The 20,481-nt window shown below is 38.1% G+C and carries 17 protein-coding genes; all 17 read right to left on the bottom strand.

Annotation, left to right across the window (positions count from 1 at the left end; genetic code table 11):
- Window positions 1–1,479, bottom strand: a complete 1,479-nt coding sequence (locus ACO1XM_RS17945; protein ID WP_486231540.1) for a RagB/SusD family nutrient uptake outer membrane protein — start codon at window positions 1,477–1,479, stop codon at window positions 1–3.
- 15 nt (window positions 1,480–1,494) lie between these two features.
- Window positions 1,495–1,725, bottom strand: a complete 231-nt coding sequence (locus tag ACO1XM_RS17940) for a hypothetical protein (RefSeq protein ID WP_486231538.1) — start codon at window positions 1,723–1,725, stop codon at window positions 1,495–1,497.
- 9 nt (window positions 1,726–1,734) lie between these two features.
- Complete coding sequence (locus tag ACO1XM_RS17935) at window positions 1,735–4,422, bottom strand: SusC/RagA family TonB-linked outer membrane protein (RefSeq protein ID WP_486231536.1); 2,688 nt, start codon at window positions 4,420–4,422, stop codon at window positions 1,735–1,737.
- Between the two features lie 298 nt (window positions 4,423–4,720).
- Complete coding sequence (locus ACO1XM_RS17930; RefSeq protein ID WP_486231534.1) at window positions 4,721–6,595, bottom strand: 7TM diverse intracellular signaling domain-containing protein; 1,875 nt, start codon at window positions 6,593–6,595, stop codon at window positions 4,721–4,723.
- Between the two features lie 52 nt (window positions 6,596–6,647).
- A complete protein-coding gene (locus tag ACO1XM_RS17925; protein WP_486231532.1) occupies window positions 6,648–6,794 on the bottom strand; it encodes a hypothetical protein in 147 nt (48 codons plus the stop codon).
- Window position 6,795: 1 nt separating this feature from the next.
- Entirely contained in the window at window positions 6,796–7,617 is an 822-nt protein-coding gene (panB, locus tag ACO1XM_RS17920; RefSeq protein ID WP_486231530.1) for a 3-methyl-2-oxobutanoate hydroxymethyltransferase, read from the bottom strand.
- Window positions 7,618–7,701: 84 nt separating this feature from the next.
- Entirely contained in the window at window positions 7,702–8,208 is a 507-nt protein-coding gene (locus ACO1XM_RS17915; RefSeq protein WP_486231528.1) for a phosphoribosyltransferase family protein, read from the bottom strand.
- Complete coding sequence (locus ACO1XM_RS17910; protein ID WP_486231526.1) at window positions 8,208–8,684, bottom strand: Lrp/AsnC family transcriptional regulator; 477 nt, start codon at window positions 8,682–8,684, stop codon at window positions 8,208–8,210. The genes ACO1XM_RS17915 and ACO1XM_RS17910 overlap by 1 nt, the downstream gene beginning before the upstream one ends.
- Window positions 8,685–8,753: 69 nt before the next feature.
- Window positions 8,754–12,287 (bottom strand): PKD domain-containing protein, encoded by a 3,534-nt coding sequence (locus ACO1XM_RS17905; protein ID WP_486231524.1) that lies wholly within the window; start codon window positions 12,285–12,287, stop codon window positions 8,754–8,756.
- Complete coding sequence (locus ACO1XM_RS17900; protein WP_486231522.1) at window positions 12,284–13,426, bottom strand: glycosyltransferase family 4 protein; 1,143 nt, start codon at window positions 13,424–13,426, stop codon at window positions 12,284–12,286. Before ACO1XM_RS17900 ends, ACO1XM_RS17905 begins: the two co-directional genes overlap by 4 nt.
- 1 nt (window position 13,427) lies before the next feature.
- Complete coding sequence (locus ACO1XM_RS17895) at window positions 13,428–14,654, bottom strand: glycosyltransferase (RefSeq protein WP_486231520.1); 1,227 nt, start codon at window positions 14,652–14,654, stop codon at window positions 13,428–13,430.
- 6 nt (window positions 14,655–14,660) lie between these two features.
- A complete protein-coding gene (locus ACO1XM_RS17890) occupies window positions 14,661–15,803 on the bottom strand; it encodes a glycosyltransferase family 61 protein (RefSeq protein WP_486231518.1) in 1,143 nt (380 codons plus the stop codon).
- Window positions 15,800–16,804 carry a glycosyltransferase family 2 protein gene (locus tag ACO1XM_RS17885; protein WP_486231516.1) on the bottom strand — a complete coding sequence of 335 codons (1,005 nt, stop codon included), beginning with the start codon at window positions 16,802–16,804 and terminating at the stop codon, window positions 15,800–15,802. Before ACO1XM_RS17885 ends, ACO1XM_RS17890 begins: the two co-directional genes overlap by 4 nt.
- Complete coding sequence (locus tag ACO1XM_RS17880) at window positions 16,801–17,385, bottom strand: methyltransferase domain-containing protein (protein ID WP_486231563.1); 585 nt, start codon at window positions 17,383–17,385, stop codon at window positions 16,801–16,803. Before ACO1XM_RS17880 ends, ACO1XM_RS17885 begins: the two co-directional genes overlap by 4 nt.
- Before the next feature lie 197 nt (window positions 17,386–17,582).
- Window positions 17,583–18,683, bottom strand: a complete 1,101-nt coding sequence (locus ACO1XM_RS17875) for a glycosyltransferase (protein WP_486231514.1) — start codon at window positions 18,681–18,683, stop codon at window positions 17,583–17,585.
- Between the two features lie 8 nt (window positions 18,684–18,691).
- The gene (locus tag ACO1XM_RS17870; protein WP_486231512.1) at window positions 18,692–19,666 is read right to left on the bottom strand and encodes a glycosyltransferase; all 975 of its coding nucleotides are present in this window, start codon (window positions 19,664–19,666) and stop codon (window positions 18,692–18,694) included.
- Window positions 19,650–20,477 carry an FkbM family methyltransferase gene (locus ACO1XM_RS17865; RefSeq protein ID WP_486231510.1) on the bottom strand — a complete coding sequence of 276 codons (828 nt, stop codon included), beginning with the start codon at window positions 20,475–20,477 and terminating at the stop codon, window positions 19,650–19,652. The genes ACO1XM_RS17870 and ACO1XM_RS17865 overlap by 17 nt, the downstream gene beginning before the upstream one ends.
- Window positions 20,478–20,481 lie beyond the last annotated feature (4 nt).

Genomic DNA, 20,481 nt, shown 5'->3' with positions numbered 1-20,481 from the left:
TCAATAACCATTATTCTGACCCAGGTTAGGATTGCGGTTACGCTCTGACTGCGGAATAGGCAATAACTGCTTATCTGCTGTCATGTTGTAAACTTTAGTACTCCCCGTGCGTAAGTCAATTTCATTTAAATTGTTCATGACTTCCACAGCTCTGTTGTAGCGCTTCAGGTCGTTCCATCTTTGTCCTTCCTGAGCAAGCTCCAGTCTGCGTTCATTTTCAATGGCCAATTGCATTTGAGTTTTATTGGTGGCTGGTGTAGGTGCAAGGCCAACACGGTCACGCACAAAATCTATCTCAGTACGCGCTTCTTCCAGGCGATCAAGCTCGTTCAGTGCTTCAGCTTTTAATAAAATAATATCTGCTAAGCGAAGCATGTACTGACGATTAGTACTTGCCCAACCATTCGCTGATTTCCACTTGTAAGCGAAAGGTACATTACCATTTACAGCTACTGACCAGAATTCATCTGACCAGGGTGCCTGTTCAAAAAGAATAGTGGCATCCTTGCGTACATCATCACCTTCGGCATCATAAGCATCTACTAAACTGTGTGAAGGTGTAATGAATTTTCTCCAGGAGTCTCCTGAGATGGATGGAGGTAATAACAACTGAGGTCCAAAGTTAGCTTCTGGTGCACCCACAAATTGTACTTCCAGAATAGATTCTGTGTTGTTATAATGATTACCATCAAACAAGTGGGTAAAATCTGTAAGTAAGGTATAGGCAGCAGGGCTTGTAATTACTGCATTACAGTATTCCAACACTTTATCGTAATCAGGATCGGGTTTTTGTGCATAGGCTTTTGCCAACATGGCATTGGCAGCACCTTTTGTTGCACGTGCTTTATTTACAGATGCATCTGCACCGTAAGTGTGAGGTAGGTGTTCTGCTGCGTATTCAAGATCTGCAATAATTTGCGCGTACACTTGTTCAACAGAACTGCGAGGTAATTGTACTTCTGCTGGTTCTGTAGAAGAAACAGGGCTCGTAATGAGTGGCACACCACCCCATAATGTTACCAGCTGATAGTAGTGGTACGCCCGTAAGAAAGAAGCCTCACCCAATATTTGTTCTCTTCTGCCACCGATATCAAGTTTAGGATCCGAAATGGCTGGTACTTTTGCCAATACTACATTGGCTTTGGCAATGCCATTGTAGAGCTGACTCCAGTTGGTAAATAAACGACCATTGGTTGGTGTTAACGTTAAATCCTCTGCTGCAAAAACTTCAGGGTTATCGCCACCAGCATAATGATTGTCAGAGATTACATCACTGAAAATAATGTTATCCCAGATGTAATATTCCTGTTGAAATGTATCGTATGCTCCAATCAATGCTGCTTCTGCATCACTGGCTGTTTTATAGGCATTGCCTACTGTTGATTGCGAAATGGGAACTTTGTCCAGAAAATCTTCACAAGCGGTAAATGTAACAGCCATGGCTGTCAGCATTAAATATTTTTTGAAATTCAGTTTCATAGTCTTCGTGCTGTTTTAGAATGTAACATTCAAACCAAGAATGAGATTGCGTGTTTGTGGATAGGTTCCATAATCCACGCCAAGCGCAGTGTTACTACCACCAAAAGCATTCACCTCCGGATCATAACCCTTGTAATTTGTAAAAGTGAATAGGTTCTCTCCGGTTGCATATACTTTTACTGATCCCAAATTAATCTTTGACAAGATTGATTGAGGTACGTTATAGCTCAGTGTCAATGCTTTCACACGCAGGTATTAACCGTCTTCTACAAAACGGGTAGAGGCGCGTGAATTATTGATATTGCCAAAAGCAGCTCTTGGTATGTTGGTAATATCACCTGGCTGTCTCCAACGGTTATTAACAACCGCAGATTGATTTTTCACATCAATCATCCCTTCCGTTTCTACACGTGTTGCATTGAAAATATCATTACCCTGCGTGCCTTGCAGAAATACACTGAAGTTGAAATTTTTATAACTCAGTGTGTTAGTCATACCGTAAATGAAATCCGGATTGGGGTTACCGATGAATGTACGATCAGTCGTTGCTGGTGTAAAGGTACTTTCTCCATCCGCATCAATGTAGTACACATTACCTGTGGCAGGATCGACACCGCCTGCAATATATCCGAAGAACATACCAAGCGGTTTACCTTCAGTTGACAAGCTTACTTCACCACGTCCGGCAACACCACCACTGTAGATGTCCTGATCATTGATATCGATAATTTTATTGCGGTTGAATGAGATGTTAAAGTCCGTTTCCCACTTCAAGTCTCCCACTAAATTCTGAGAGGTGACCATGAATTCCAGACCACGGTTCTCCAGCTTGCTCACATTCTGAATACCACTATCAAAACCGGTTGATCTTGGGATTGGCAGGTAGAACAAGAGATCATAAGTGTTTTTCAGATAAGCTTCCGCAGTAAACACTACGCGTGAGTTGAGCACGGCCACATCTAAACCAATGTTAGTCTGTTGCGTTTCTTCCCACTTCAAATCAGCATTTTCAATAGAGGATTGATAATTACCCGGTTGAATCACACCACCAATTGGATAATTCGCTCCTGCAGAAACTGCACCGACCCACGGGTAAGCATTATTACCAACTTCATTACCTACAATACCCCAACCCAAACGAAGTTTCAGATCATCCACAAAGGTGATGGCGTTCATGAAGCTTTCTTCAGACAAGCGCCAACCTAAAGAGAATGAAGGAAAATACCCCCAGCGATTGCTTGGTCCGAAAGTAGAAGATGCATCCGCACGGAAGTTTGCTGTTACCAAATACTTGTCATTGTAATCGTATGTCATGCGACCCATAAAGGAAGCGTTGCTTTTCTCGCGTTTGCTGTTGTTGGCTGCAACAATGATGGAACCTGCATTGGTAGTCGGCACAGCATTACCTGAGAAACCATTTGTTTCTATATAGCTATCTGCCCAGCGTGTTTCCTGCAATACAGAACCCAGCATAGCGGAAACTTTGTGTATATCGGCAAATGATTTCTGATAAGTAAGTGTATTGTCGATAATGTAATAATTGGAAATGCTTGTGCTGTTTTGAGCAATACCATTTCTTGCGCGACCATAGCCCGTCCTGAACGGATCGAGAAAATAATCATAAATACCATTAGAGTAATCAATACCAATGTTGGATTTAAATTTCAAATCTTTGAGCACACTCACTTCGGCATATAAGCTACCCAGCACACGACTGTTGTTATAACCCCGCTCCGATCCGTCAGTGGATGAAACAGGATTTTCCCAATCCTGAAAAGGATTACGTGTAAACGTTCCATCAGCATTGTAAATGCCAATGTTGGAAGGTGTTGATAGCATACCCAGAATTACACCACCTTGATTGATGGCCTGGTTATCTGAAACATCTACATCATGGTATCGCATGTAGCTGATGTTTGTACCTATAGTTAACCAGCTATTTACCTTTTGTTCAAGGTTTGTTTTAAAGTTATAGCGATCCATTTCTGAACTGCGTATAGCACCTATTTGCTGCACCCAACCTGCAGAAATATAATAGCTTGTATTATCGCTCTTACCCGATAAGGATAGCTGGTAGTTTTGTGAGCGACCATTCTGAAATATTTCATTTTGCCAATCTGTATTGGCCGTATACTGGCTCCAATCTGTTGATTGACCAAGCTCTGTCATCAGGTCGCGATATTGTTCGCTGTTTAATACTTTCAGTTTTTTCCATGCACTGGTAAAACCTGTATAGGCGCTGAATTCAAACCGTGGTGTTCCTGATTTTCCTTTACGTGTTGTAATCAGTACCACACCATTGGCACCTTGTGCACCATAAATGGCTGCTGAAGATGCATCCTTCAAAATAGTAAAGCTTTCAATGTCTGATGGATTGATGCTTCGTGTATCGGTAATTGGAATTCCATCTACTACATACAGTGGTTCGCTGTTACCATTGATCGAGTTTGTTCCGCGTATGCGTATATTAAAACCAGCAGAAGGTTTTCCGCTGGAAGAGAGTATTTGAACACCCGAAGTTTTTCCTTGAATGAGGTTTCCAAACTGCGAGTTCGGTCGCGACTCCAGGGCTTCGCTATTCACAACCGATACAGCACCGGTAATGTCTTTCTTCTCCTGCACCCCGTAACCAACCACTATAATTTGTTCAAGTGTAGTCACATCTTCTTCCATAGTTACGTCAAGCGTAGTTCTGCCATTTGCGGTTAGCTCCACTGTTTTGTATCCAATGAAACTAAATACAAGCGTAGTATTGCCTGCCGCTATTCTATAATTGCCATTCGCATCTGTCATCGTTCCCACATTCGTGCCCTTCACCAGCACGTTTACTCCGGGTAACGCCTCGCCTGTGACGGTGGCCACACGTCCGGTAAGCACAGCATCCTGCGCCTTTACGGCATAACAGGCCAGCAGTACCAGCAAAAACTGTAAAAATTTCTTCATAGGTAGGTGTTAGTTTATTCTATACCCAAAGCTAGAATGTCTTTGTCAAATCACATTGTAACTATCTGACATGTAGAATGTTATAAATAATGATACGGTTCAGTCGCAGGTAAAAAAGGCCGTTTTAATTGAAATTGATGTAGAAGTGCTTCCATGGCAGAAATCGATTGATACGCCAGCTTTTTTGCAAACGATTCCGAAGGGTGATTTATAAGCTGTTGAAAATCAATTTGGTAGGTTAGAAAACCCTGTTTTGAAAAAAATTCAACTATTTTTCAATCGTTTGAAAAACAGAAACTTACGCAGAGACTTCCTCCATTAATAGCAATGAATCCCAGCCTTCATGGTGGCCAAAGGGGGAAATCCTGCGTCTTTCCTTCATTGCTTTTTTTATTTTATTGCTGTAGGCCCAGCATGTACTTTGACGGATATGGAGGAGTTCTGACAGCTTGTGCGATGAGATGCTGCCCTTGGATGAGTACACCAAAAAAATCATGTAGAAAGCCTTATTAATTGGCAAGCGGGTATTCTGTAAAAGCGTGTAAGCTGTTACAGACTCCTCATAACCACATCGGGTGCATCTTCTGGCATAAAGACTTTTGCCTTCGCTATATGCAGTATGATTACATTTTCGGCAATTGAAATGATGGTGCCATTTACGTTCCGCCAGAAATTTGAGGCAACTGGCATCGTCCGGATACATGACACTGAACTCTTCGAAGTCTACATCTTTAGAAAGTATACGCGCTTCTTTTACTTCTGCCACATCGTGTTTCAGTTGGTCATTATCGCGTTCCAACAATGCATTCATGGCAGCGATTTCAGCTGATTGCTGTGCTAATAGTTTATTCGCATCCTCCAGCGCTTCTTTTTGTTGTTCAATGTGAGCCGTCTTTATTTTTACCTGCATTTCCAACTCCTGATTCAGATTGTCTTTCAGGCGTTGGTTTTCATGTAATTGTTCAATGGTTTTTTCCTGTGCTGTCTCCTTATCAATTCTAAGCAATCTGATTTTATCGCTGATGGCAAAAGACAGGAAGAGCATCTCCATTACAAAACCAAAACTAAGACTGTAGTGAGAAAGCTGGCCAAAGGGCATCCAGGTAAAATTGAAATACAAGGATACTTTAACAATAGCTCCATAAAATAAAAATCCATAGGCAATCACAAGAAAACGGGCTGCTTTATAGCCTTTCTTCCATCGATAAATACCTGCAAACAAGGCAGCAGAGAATGGAATTATTTCAATAAAACTAACTGAAAACCATGGTGTAAATACAAATACACTCAAGACCAGAAAAACAGTTCGCAATGCCAGTACAAACATGAGTAACCAGTATAGCCAACGCACATCCTTTTTAAGGTTTAATACGGATGAGGCAAAAAGCAATGCGGAAGAAGAGGCCAGGTATAGTGTGAAGCCTGATGCATATTGATTCCATTCAACTGCCTGTGGCCATAAGTATTGAAATCCTATACCGTCTGCGCTCATTTCATACAAGCCAATGCCTATCAGGTATAAAATGTAAAAAATGTAATGGCTCTCCCGCACGGCAAAGTACATTAGGAGATTATAGAAAATGAATACGAGGATCATCCCATAAAAAATACCGAAGAAGAAGTATTCGTCCATGGCATATTCGAGCAGATAGTCGGCAGAGCGAAGTACTACTATGACGTCAGCACGTTGCTGCGACTGCACCCGAAAGTAATAGGTGATGACATCGTTGCGCTTATTATCAATTGGAAAGACAAAATTTTTGTGACGGAGCATGCGTCTGGCAAACTCAAACTGATCGCCTTGCTCAAGGTGCTGATACCCTCCTTTTCCATTGGGTATGTATAAATCAATTTTGTCTATGGTTTGATCAAAGAACTCCAGCACCCATAGTTTTTTCGAAGATGCATCGTGTTGAATCCGGATGCGATGCCAATATGCCGATGTAGGATTTACATTCTCCGGATTAAAATTCGTTGCAGAAAAGGTAAACTCACTTTGGTGATGAGTGAGAATATCATCAAGGGTGAGCTTTGCTGTTGGATCTTCGAGGTATTCAATTTCATGGAAACTGAAGATGTGCTGGCCAACGGTATCATTAATTGTATACGCAGGTTGTGCCGCCAGTCGTAGCGATATACTTAACAAAAAAAGTAAAAAGTATCTTGCGGTCACGTTTGTGAATTGAAAACCTGACAAAAATAAAGTCAGCGCCAATCAGTAATGCTTAATCAAGCGCATTGGTTGTTACCCAATACTTGTAAGCCACTAACACTTTCTGTGCTTTTGATAAGTTATTCAAATCCATTTTGCCAAGACGTGGCAAAAATAGTTTATTGAAACTGGCCAATGCTTTAAAGAGTATCTTTTTCATTTCAATACATCTCTTCTTTATTCGGGAATGATTTGTTCTTCACATCGTCAACGTACTGGCTAACGGCATTTGTTGTGATAGCCGCCAGGTCTGCATACCTTCTTAAAAAGCGGGGCTTAAACTCTTGTGTAATGCCCAGCATATCCTGCATAACCAATACCTGACCGTCTACATCAGGCCCTGCACCAATACCGATAACCGGAATATGTAAACTATCTGCCACCTGTTTAGCCAGGGTAGCGGGTATTTTTTCTAGCACCAATGCAAAGCAACCACACTCTTCTAAAAGCTTAGCATCCTCCAATAATTTCTTAGCCTCGGCTTCTTCTTTTGCTCGTACAGAATAAGTTCCAAATTTATAAATGGATTGAGGTGTTAAACCCAAATGTCCCATTACAGGTATACCTGCAGTAAGAATGCGCTGAACGGAATCCTTTACTTCACTACCACCCTCTAACTTCACTGCGTGGCCACCTGATTCTTTCATAATGCGTATAGAGGAACGCAACGCTTCGCCTGAACTACCCTGATAGGAACCGAATGGTAGGTCCACCACTACTAAAGCACGATTCACTGCTTTAACCACTGAGCTGGCATGGTAGATCATTTGATCCAGTGTAATTGGTAATGTTGTTTCATTACCTGCCATTACATTAGAAGCGGAATCACCAACCAGAATAATGTCAATTCCTGCTGCATCGATAAGCCTGGCCATGCTGTAATCATAAGCCGTGAGCATGGCAATTTTTTCTCCACGATTCTTCATTTCCTGAAGCTGGTGCGTGGTGATTTTTTTTACGTCTTGCTTTTTATGGATTGACATATTCCAGGTTTCAAATTCAAAAATTCAAAATTTCAAATTTCAAATTCAAAATCTGTCGATTAATTTTGAATTTTGAATTTATAATTACTTCAAGTAGACTGCTGTTTCCTTACCCAGTACCACTTCAACATGGTCTTTGATGGTTGTTGCCAATTCATAGCCAGTGTACTTTGGTAAAATCGGAAAAGAACTGTGGCTACGATTCACCAGTACAGCTATCTCAATACACTTCACTTCAATATCTAAAAAAGGCTTAAGACTGTAAGCAAGTGTCCGTCCTGTATTCAACACATCATCTACAATAACGATTACGCGTTTCTTAACCTCCTTTAAATCACAGTCTATATACACGGTATCTTGCTGGGGCTCTGTTTTATTTAAATGAACTTTTGTAAGCAACGTTTTAATGGGGGAAATCGTTTCCAACTCCTTAACCAATAATTTAGCTAGGGTGTAACCTTGTCCATCAATGCCTGCTATGACCACCGTACGGTCTTTGCTGTGATTTTCATAAATCTCATAAGCCATGCGCTTGATTTTTTGTTTTACCAAGCGAGCATCCAGTATGAGTGTTTTATCTGATACGGTCATTAATTGTTAGGCAAGGGTAATACTTTACTGTCCTTAAAAGTTGATAAGATGACCATAGATTGCAGACCATCCACCACATCGATATTGGAGACCTTATCCAACATCAGTTGCTGATAGGCAGCGATATCAGAACAAACAATTTTTAGTACAAAGTCACCAGCACCTGTGATGTGATGACACTCAACAATCTCTTCAATGTCGTGAATGGCCTTGTTGAATTTGTTGATGTTGTCTTTATTATGCCCTTTTAATGAAACCATCACAAAAGTACTCACACCCAGGCCCACAGATGCCGTATCAATGACAGCATGGTAACTTTTGATAACGCCAGAATTTTCGAGTTTGTTAACGCGCTCTAATGTTGGCGCAGGAGACAAACCAATTTCTTTTGCCAACTGGGCATTGGTAATGTTTGAATTCTTTTGAAGAAGTTCAAGGATCTTACGATCGGTAGCATCTAGTTTTATGTTCTTCATATTGTAAAGAGGATTTATTGCCAAATAAAATTTGGCTAAAGATAATGGAAAATCCTCACGTTTAAAGACCTAGCGCCCTATAATAGTCCGGAAATATTGCGCTTTTGAGGCTGATTTAAGCCGAATGAAATAGATTCCTGCCTGCCAATCTATGGTTTGGAGTACAACCGTATTTAAACCCTGTTTGGCGCTAATATTTTCAGTAGCCATTACGTTGCCCAGGTTATCATTTACAATAAGTGAAACCTGCTCATCCGCTGACGAAACCCATTCTACTGTTATAAAGTCATCGGCAGGATTGGGGTATGGGCTTGTCAGCGCAGTGTTTGTATTGAAAGTAAGGCAGGCTTCTGTGTTCTCTGGGGCTTCATTGTTTGGCAACAATAAGCGGACGCAGGCATAATTCAGGTTATTGTTATTTGCCACTACAGTAGAGAAGGTATAATCAAACGAATCGCCTGCAATGATGCTGGTATTTACAATTTCCTGCAGGGTAGCTGCATTGTCGAGCTGAATTTCAATTCTGGGATTTTGAACCAATACGTTGCCATTATTTATGATGTTAGTCAGTAGCAAAAAAGAACCATCTGTATTTCTGATTATTCTGAAGTTGTCTAGTGTAACATTTACAAAGGGAAAGGCTACGGCAACTAACTTGCTTACGGTATTTTCACAACCTGCGGCATTGGTGACAGTCAGGTCAACCGCATATTCTCCAACCTCTGTAAAAGTAAACGCAGGATGAGTGAGGTTGCTGGTTGTATTGTTTGCATCATTAAATTTCCAAGCAGACAAACCAGCATTTGTAGATAGGTTAGTGAATGCTACTGCTAACGGAGGCGGGCCAGAAGAAGGTGTAAAGGAAAAATTTGCTATTGGCGCAGGTAAGATATCCACAGCCCTGGTGATTGAGTAAGTACATCCACTTGTAGCAAGCGCTGTGAGTTTTACTTCTTCAATGCCGGCTTCATCATAAACATAGTTAACAAGAACACCACTTCTTACTTCTTCACCGAAGGACCAGTTGTATGAAAGTACAGGATCATTCATATCATCAACAACGGCAGAGAAACGGGTTTCAGTATTGGCACAATTAAATGCGCTTTCAAAATCAATTACAAGCGGTGCTGGTACATTTACTTGCTTTGTTGTGGTGCCCACACAACCATTTGAAGCCGTAAGGGTAAGTGCTATCTGGTACATGCCTGGATTTGAAAAAACATGACTTGGCGATTCAGTAAAATAAAAATTGTTACCAACTTGCCACTGCCAGGCAGACGCTGATGTTAATGATGCATCTTGTAAAATCACGGCTGTTTCAATACAGGCCGCAGTATTTGAAATGTTTGGCAGCGGTGATTGTGCAATGGTAATTATTTTATTCAGCGTTGCAACACAACCCTTATCAGAGGTAGTGGTTAGCGAGACACTGTAGTCGCCACTCAGTGCATACGTATGCTGTGGATGTTGTACAGATGCAATTGAATTCTGATCATCAAAATCCCAGCTCCAGGCATTGAGATTACTATCGGTAAGCGTTGGGGTAAGATCATTAAATTGTGTGGGCGTACCATTGCATGAAAAGGGAGGTAAGTCGGTATTGAAGTTTGGTTGGGGGACTGAAAAGATTTGATGCGACAATGATTTTGTGCTGAGGCAACCATTGGTTCCCAGGGTTTGTAATTCAATGGTATAATTGCCAGCAGCAGTATAATTAACAACAGGATTTGTGTCACCACTTGATTGACCATCCCCAAAATTCCAGGCATAGCTTGCAATGTCTCCCTGCGAATTATTGGTGAGTTGGGTGCTTTCATTAAGACAAATACCTTCGGCAGTAAAATCTACTGTTGGACCCACGCCAACGCCTGCCAACACTTGCACAGACTCACTTGTGCATCCCGGTATAGAGGCTTGCAATGTAAGTTCTTTATTACCCCCGCTGGTAAATGTATAAAGGAGGTCTTCGGCTGTGCTCACTGGCACATCGTCTAGCAGCCATTGAAAACTTAGGTTGCCATCGAAATTATCGACAGTGTTATTTGTAAAAGTAAACTCGTTGTTGGTGCAGATGAGGCCGGTGGGAAGCGAGAAGGAGGCGGTAGGGGGATTGTATACAATAATAGCTACATCGCTCCGATTATTGCAACCATTCGATCCGATGACTTCAAGTAGAACAGTGTAATTGCCTGCTTGCGTATAACTATTATCAGGATTAGGATCAGTAGAGGTATTTGTATCATCAAAGTCCCAATCCCAATTTGTTATTGCTATCTCATTAATACTTTCGGCACTAAAAGATATAGGTGAGGATATACAAATAGTTTCACCAGGTTCAATAATAGGAAGTGGTGCCAAATTATTCAAAACAGTTATTTCTTTTGATAATGAACAAGTACTGCCACCAGCTGATTTGATGGTTAAACTAATTGTGAATATTCCTGCACTATTGTAAGAAATGTTTTTGGGAGTTTCACTAGTGCTGAATCTAGTATTGACATCACAATTTTCAGTAATAGAGATACGGTTGACACTACCCCCAAAACCGCTAACATATAGCCCATAGTTTCCCTGATATTGAAAAACATCGAATGCATATGTATTTCCGGGAACTACAGGATTATCAATATCAAGTAACTGAGGAATAGTAATGCCTCCTTCCAATTTTATTAAGGACAATCGATTTTTCGTGATACTAGTAAAGTATAAATAGGTATTACTACCCAAATCAATCGCTTCAATTTTATTAAACGCTCCAATCTGTATTGGAATGTCTGATGTGAAATCATCAATCTGAGGAAGCGATATCGGTGAAAATAAATCGTTACCAAGCTCCACTTTAAAAATTTTGTCTTCTGTTATCGCATACAAGAACCATTGATTACACTGGTTGCTAATAGTAACACCGTACATGTTAGATGCTCCAGGGAATACAGGAGAAGCTAACACATCATTACTACTTATTGTGTTCATAAGAGAAGATCCAAAATTTATTGACGTAACATAATTGCCAGAAGCATTTGCAATTATTGCCACATAATGATCAATGTCATGAGCTATAGAAATCTGAATGGGGCTATTCAATTTATTAAAAGAGTTAACATTCAAACTTTCTGCAATTGGTATTCCAAGAAGGGACGAACCCCATGACAATCTTATAATTTCATTACCAATCAAGGTGACTAAGGCTATCCAATTACTGCCCTCTTTTACTAAACTAATTCCTTCCGGACTATTCAGTAAATTATTAGGGTTTCCTAGTGAGGTAATGGTGTAAGGGTTATTAGGATTGTCTCCGAATTCAAGACGTAGAAGTACATTATTGCGACTAACAGCAAAACCGTACCATAGTCCTTGATCCTCTACAATTTCTATATCTGTCATGCTCCCAATTACGAAACTACTGGGTGTACTACTGTAGCTACCTTCTATCTGGTTAGCGCAAAAATCCCAAAGTACCTCAACCGCTGGGTCACTGCTGTTTTGAATTGGAATAAATTCTCCCAGACAGACCTCACTAGGGATTGAAAAGTTGGCTACAACAGGCTGTGCTATAATTTTTATTGTAAAGGAGAAAGCAAATACAAGTAAGTATACTCTCATGTCTGATTTTTTAATATTTTGTTGTACTCCTCTCTTAATAAGAAAGATGTCTTTTCTAGCGCAAATTTATTTCTTACAACGTCTCTAGCCGCAAGTCCTAGTCTTATCCTTAATTGCGCATTATTTGCCAATGTTTCCATTGCCTTTGCCATTTCATCTATACTTCGATTTGCAACCAACAGACCTGTTATATTGTCATCAATAATTTCTGCAGGCCCTCCACAATTTGTGGCGATTAATGGTCTCCCAAAAAACAGAGCCTCCAGACAGGTAATTGAAAAGGACTCAGACTCGGAAAAATTAAGAACAATATCAGCTGCCTTATATTCTATCTCTACCTCTTCGGTAAACCCTCTCCATTCAGTTTTTTTTTCAATACCTAGTTTTGTAGCCTCCATTTGTAAATTCTGAAGGTATTGTTTGTTCTTATTCATGCCCATATCATCCCCCACTAACCTCAACTTCCAACCGGGAAGTCTATGATGTATTCTGGAAAAGGCCTTTAGAGCAAATTCCTGGCCTTTTCCATTCATGAAATTAGAAAGATACAAGAATGTACTTGTTACTTTTGATTCATCAATCGTAGTCTCAAATAAGTGCTGCTCAATAGTCGGCAGTTCATTATAGATAACCACAATTTTAGGATGATCTGGTAATTGTCTTTTAACAGCTTTAGAAACAGTGATGATTTTAGCAGCAAATAGAAGGTGAAGTTTCAACCAAAACTTAAGGAGAAGAGAAGGAAATCGATCTGGCATAAACCGGATATGGCAAATGTAAGGTGTTGTATTACCAAACAATCGTATTGCCAATGGAAGTAAATTATAAATGTCATTTACATGAATAATATCTATGCGTTGCTGTTTCACTATTCGATTAAGACTAATCGCGTTTATAAATAGATATGGAAGATAAAGTACAATTGATTTGAATCTTTTACTCAATTCATACAAGGGCAGTTCGTTTATATTAAAAAAACCCTTTTTCTCAATCCAATATCTTCCCTTAGATTTTCTGGGAATAATAAAAGAGAACTCAAAAAATGACTCTAAATCTTGAGAAGTGCGAACTATTGATTTTAAAGCACCTGTTATCCCAATGCTATTCTCAATTATTAAAATCTTAGGCTTTGAATTCATATTAAACTATAAGTTGATTAATAATTGTCAAAGTTCTACTCAATGTCTTTTCAGTATCAAATTCTTTTATTCGTTCTATTCCAGCATTCTTATATCGATGAATAAGCTCTTTGTCTTTAAGTATATTCTGAACAGTAGAAGACCACATTGCTATAATCGATTGATTTTGATAATCAACCAAAGGCATTAGTATACCATGGCTTGCATAATGTGGATTATTAACAGGTTGGCTCAATGACAGCTCAGGCGCAATGATTTCCCTTGGTCCTGTGTAACAATCACTACTAAGTACGGGCAGTTTACAAACCATAGCTTCACATAGGGCTAAAGGAAATCCTTCCCAACCAGAAGTCATTACATAAATAGACGCGTGACGCAAATACCTAAAAGGGTTGTTTTGCCGTCCAAAAAAATAAATATCGAAGGATTCACTTAGTTCCTGAGGATTCCATATTGACCACACCCTTAAACTGGCTAAATTACTTTCGTCAAGAATTTGGTTGCGGAGATCTCCATCTCCTATAATTACTAGTTTCGCTGGTAGCGATTTTATCACTTCAGTATAGATTCTGATAAGTGCCAATAAATTTTTTTGTTTTGAGAGTCGTCCATGAGTTATAATTACCTTTGATCTATTACAAATTTCCAGAAACTTATCCTCCACATTATCTAATGAGCTTTTCTGTATAAGGCTAATATCAAAACCATTTTGTATGACCTCTAGTTTATTTTCAAGTGCTGGATAGGTATTCTTTAGTTCGTGCAATATTCCAACACTTACTGCAACTATTTTATTTGCTCGTCTGTAGAGTAATGGCATTAATAAATGACTCCTTATAAGTCCTAATAATCCGTTTATATTTTCATCAAATTTCTTTGTGCCATGTACCCAGCAAATAACCTTATCATTCTTTTTTGATAACACATTTACATAGTCCGCTCCTTCTAAATGGCTAATTGTAAGGTTTATCCCTAATCTATTTTTAAGCATTCTTAACCTGAATACCCTGAGGAAGAAATAATACATTTTTCCAAGGTAACTTTTACCAGCAGGCACATCCAATGAAATAATACCCTTTGTCTGGTCACTTGGAAAAGAGTTATCCCAACTAAAAACACAAGCTGATACCTCAAAATATGGAGCTAAGTCGGTTAGTTGTTGATAAAACACCTTTTGTGCACCACCAAGGCCAAGATTCGGAATAACTAACAGGACTTTCTTTTTCATCTCTTTCTATTCACCAAACCACTTTTCAAGTTCGTTCTTAAGGTTATCAGGATCAACAAAAAATCCTCCTTTATCCTGACTTTTTCCCTTATATCCTAATAATGCACTATAATTATAACTATACAGTTTACAAAGCATAATGTAATGGAAAGGAAGGTAAGGAGATGGGTGAACTATTTCAAGAACTTCGAGTGGCTTTCCCTCCCTGAAAATTATGTTGCTAATGCCCGCACCATGTATAGCAACAAGGTATTTACACTGTTTAAACAAGCTTATCTGCTCAGAAAAATCAAGGGCTGAAGCATCAATTATTTCGAAATTGTATCTCTTAAGTATCGGTATAATATCTATTTGATTCTCAATAAAACGCAATGACGATTCTGAGCGTGTTAAAAAAAATCTTCTATCCTCGCCTCCATTATCTTTAGTTAAAGTTAGCTGTACGGATTTTTGGAGGTATTTCTTAGTATGCGTATATGGCTTACAGAAAACTGCTTCATTAAAGTGTACCCAAGTAGTTTCATCTTGTACAAACCATTTTAACTCTCCTAAGTAGCTATTGGAAATAAAATATTGAAAATAAGTTTTTTCGTACAAGGCCTTTGCAACTACAATTGTGTAATCATTCAATATAATTTCTTGATCTTCAATAAAAAAGAGCTTAGCCAAAACATCATTAAAGAAATGGAAGTAGTTTTCTTCACCTGTATCACGTAAAGAGATTATCTTCTCAATTTTCACTATTTCTTTTTGTTTGAAATATGTCTCAAGAAATGCAGGCTTGTGAACATGTGGTGCTCTGGAAAATCCCAAAGAAGGATAAATTAGTTTCTTGTTAAGAGTAATTGCCCAACCACTTTTAGGATCAATGAAACCCGGCTCTTTATAGTTGATAAAGTATTCATCCTGCTTCCAGGAAATATCCTCCCATCGGTTTAATTTGCTCCTTATTTCTTTTGAGAATTCAGTGCAATCTATATTTAACTCTAAAAAAGGGTTTTTGTTTCGATTTATGACGAAAAACTCCGTAGGGACAATTTGTTCCTGAAAAAAAATCTTGTCAAAGGTGATTATCTTCAATTTATTATAAATTAAGAAAGCACGCTTCAAGTAAACAATTGGAAAAATTCTTTTTAGAAGCTTCTTCATAGTTTCAGTAGCGATCTTAGGAAGTAACTAATCTGTTTGCGAATGGGTTGATTCCAAAATAGACGGTTTTGCAATATTGATTTAATCCATGCAAAGAGTCCGAGTTGACTATTCCAGTAACAAAGTTCAAATTCCCGATTTAGCAAAACTAATTTTAGCTCTTGTTGAGCAAAATTATTGCTTATCTGATTGATCTCCGCAATTTTATAAAGCCAGGAAGTCCATTCAAGCAATTGATTATAGTTGCGTGCTTTCTCTAGATTACTGACGGAGTCATGAATCTGGTATAGAGTCGTATCAATAACACCCAATTGAATACGAATGAATTTTGATCGAATAGCAAATGAATTATTCTTGCGTTTCAGAGCGGCTTCCTTTTTTGTGTTGTCATCAAAAGTACGATAATACAAAAGTGTATCGGGCAAATTCGCAAAACCCATCTTATCAACTAACCTACACCACAATTCATACTCTTCACTATACTGTTGCAATTCCTCTAAATAGTAGTTTTCAGGCGAGTAAAAAACCGACTTTCTAAACATTACTGTGGGGTGCCCGAAGCAAACGTTAAAAAGGAGTTGGGCTTTACAGGCTTGATGTGTTAGAGGAAACTGATGCAAGTAATTGCTATATCCTATACTTTGCATAGCCGTACCCAAAATAGAAATAGATGGGTTTAACAACATATAGTTTACTTGCTTTTCCAGTCGTTCAGGAAATGCAATATCGTCTGAGTCCATCCTTGCAATGAAGTCACCTTTTGAGTTAACAATGCCCAAATTTACACATGCTGCCAGGCCGATATTTTTTTCATTATGAATAATTACAATCCGAGGATCTCTATAAGTGCTGAGTACTTGCATTGTATTATCCGTACAAGCATCATTAATTATAATGAGCTCAAATGCTCCATAGGTTTGATTGAGTAAGCTATCCACACACTCCTTGATATAGTCCTGTTGGTTGAAAACCGGTAGGACTATACTAATTAACGGCATCATTTTCTTGAATTATTTTTATTACACTTATACAGAATACTATTCTCTGCAATTGCATTCTGTCGAATTAGTTCAGGGCTGAATTTGGAAGGTGATACTTCTTCAATTTCGAAACCCACAGATTCTATTTGATTAATAAAATCTTTTTTGGAATACAATCGAAGGTGATCTCCCTGTCCGTAATGCTGCCACCGAAGTGCTTCTGTGGTGTGGTCAGGATTTTCAAACGTCTTTTCAACATCAAGAAAGAGAGGCACCATGATAATTGCAAAGCCATCTCTTTTGATTATACGAAATATTTCCATCAATGCATCTAGCGGCTTTTCAACATGCTCCAACACATGTGAAAAAATAACAATATCATACGATTCATTGTTAATATTATTCATATTGCATGCGTCAAGCTTCAAATCCATATCATCGCGTAGGTAATCAGCCGATGTATAATGAACATTCAAAAATTTCTTGATTCGCTTAACAAATTCATAATTAGGCGCAAAATCCAAAACTTTAATCTCATTGTGTTTTGAACTCAGATATTTTTCCAAAAAAATCAAATAAAACCTTTCACGGTCACTTGACATGCAAAAAGGGCAATTACACTTTTCGTAGTTTAGTGTCTCTACACGTTTAAAATCATACTGGAAATTATTTGATTTTGCTAATTTTTCAATACTATCTGAAAACTTGAAGTAGGTTCTAACAGGTGTGTTACAAACAATACAATAATAATTACCTCCATAAAACCGAAGGTACTTTGCTAACTTTTTTAACGTGTCAATCATTTTGATAAGGCATGGTAGGTTTCAACTGTTTTTTCAACTGAAAAAATCACAGAAATATCTTCCCAAAGTTTATTTCTTACATTCTCCAATTTATTAGGGTTAGTAGAATAATCCTCAATAATTTTTACTCCCTCTTCAACAAACTTATCTTTTGCCACTAAGAACCCATTGGAGTGCGATTGAATATAGTCATCAAAATCACCTACTCCCTCACAAACAATAACCGGAACATTCACGACAGCCGCCTCTTTAACTACAACGCAACTTGATTCAGAAATGGATGGATGAACTAAAAAATCAGCTACCGAAATATAATCTAAAACATTGTCTACATGTCCTTTAAATAATACTCTATTTTCAAAACCAAGCTCTCTGGTTAAATCTCGTAAATTTTGTTCTAGTTCACCTGTGCCCAGCAAAACTAATTTTGCATTATACCCATGCTCAAGCAGCGATTTTAATAGCAATATAGATAGTTCTGTTCTCTTAATGGAAATAAATCTGCCTACAGTAATAAGAGTGAGGGTTGCATCAATTTCTTGTTTAAGTCGACTTCTAATTTCGGCTTTCGGTTTTTGAAATAGGGTAAAATTATACCCCAGGTTAATATGGATAATTTTACTTGGCTCAACACCTTCAAACTTTACCATAAAATCTTTTGCCTGACGCGAAACGACAATAATCTTTTTCGCAAAACGGTAAATAATTCTATACGAAAAAAGTGAATCCTTATTAGTTAAACTAAAATAGTCTGCATGATGCCGTATAACGAATACTTTACTCCGAATAAAATATTGCGCCAAAACAGCCACCAAATTAGCTGATTCCAGATGAGAATACACAATTGAAATACGTTTACTCCAGCAAAAGAAGATTAAATAAGCAACATGCTTTATATAGTATACTACACTTCCAGGATTAGCGAATTTCTTTGTATAAACTTCAATGCCTTGTAGTTTAAGATAGTCATGAAATCCTAATCCAGTGGTCTGATTTAAGGAAATTACACGATGTCCTTTATCTCGCAGAGCAAGCATAAGTGATTCTGTGTCTCGCGAGCGTTGATTAAAAGGTGTATAAAATAATATGTTTGACATATCGTAAATTAATTTCTCTGGAAAGGCCGATAAAAAATAACTCTATACAAATTTGTTAAGACCGTAATTAAAAATAGCAATGGATTTAGCCAGAATAGCCTACGAAAAAGATGAAATTTACTTGTATCAATATTACTAAAAAAAGAAACCTGAGCGTTCAAATAAACAGATCTGATAAACTTATATCTGTCTAATTTAACATTTCTCGCAACCCAATTAAAAATTAGAAAATGTTCTTTAAAAAAAGAGGTTGGCTTATCTATATGCTTATTATCAAACGGGTTTCGGTAATATGATAAGGGCTTAGCCACGTAAACAATATTTGACTTTGCCAGAATCTTTATGAAAGTGTACTTATCACCAAGATATCTCAAGTCTATATCAAAGGGATTTGAATTTACTAAGTTCTCACGTCTAAATAATGTGGCGCTTGTATTATTAATAGTTCCATACGGCAATAAATAATTTTCAATTTCCTTCAAACCGTCTTCAGAATGGTTCATTGACCACCGATTTGTACCCAATTTTTTGTTCTTTAAATCTGCAAAAAAAATATTCGTTGAATGACTATTCTCCACAACACAGGAATCGCAATAGACTAAACCAGTATTCCGAGTATTTAATGTCGCACGCAAAAGGGTTTCTAAAAAAAGGACATCTGCATAGTCATCACTTTCTGCTATCCAAACCCACTCACCCCTTGCTAAGTCAATGCCTCTTTTCCATTGAAAGAATGGGCTTCCTGAGTTTTTCTCGTTGATAATTATATGCTTGATTTTTGGATTTGTCTTATAATGATTAATAATAGAAATACTATCATCAGTCGACTTATCGTCTAAAATAATAACTTCAACATTGGGATATGTTTGATTTAATATACTCTCAATACGCTGTTGAAGAAATTTCTCATGGTTATAGCTTGGAACAATAACCGATACTAAAGTATTATCCGTTTGGAGGGTTGTATCACTTACGCCTTGCATAAACAAAATCATCTATGTGAGGGACTCCGGAATTCTGTGTTAATACTTCGAAGCCTTGTTCCATCAAAAATTTTGTTACTACAGACTTAGTCAAATAGAACTCGCCATGCCCATGTTGGGTGTGTCTAAAGTCGTGGCAAGAAATACAGACATTCTTAACTATAGATGTACTAGAACCCATTCCCTCTATTAAAAATTTTTCTGCCCCTTCAATGTTGCATTTTAAGAAGTCAATCTGTTTAATATTATTCTCTTGTACTAAGCTGTCAAGTGTAAGAGCCTTCACCTTAAATACTCTTTGTCCATTTTGCTTATTAATGGTATTCCCAAGATAGTTATTTTCATCATCCTCAATGTTAACGAAACCATTCTCCTTATATAAAGCAAGATTAAGTGGTTTTACCCAGAAAAAATCATTGACATTTACGATATGTTGGAGTGCAGCATATGTTATTGGATTGGCCTCCACCGCAAAAACAGATCCAGCATCGCCCACCATCTGAGCAAGTATTAACGACTCCTCTCCTAGACCCGCACCAATATCCACAATACAATCGCCAGGTTTAGGTTGATAAAAAAAACAAAAAGATTTTACCAATAAACTATGTAGATAATCGTATGAATAAGCCCAACCTGGACCTAATGACAAATAAGAAATTCCTCTTACTTTAAATTCATAAGCTCTATAATACGGATAGTATCTTACCCTAACATACCCATAACCTTTTATAAAATAAAAAATAACACTAAGTATACAGTTAAACCCATGAAGCCTTCTGCGGTGTAAAAAATTAATAATCTGGTTCACCATAAGT

The organism is Chryseotalea sp., assembly GCF_057350905.1.
This window is presented reverse-complemented; position numbering and strand designations above follow the sequence as displayed.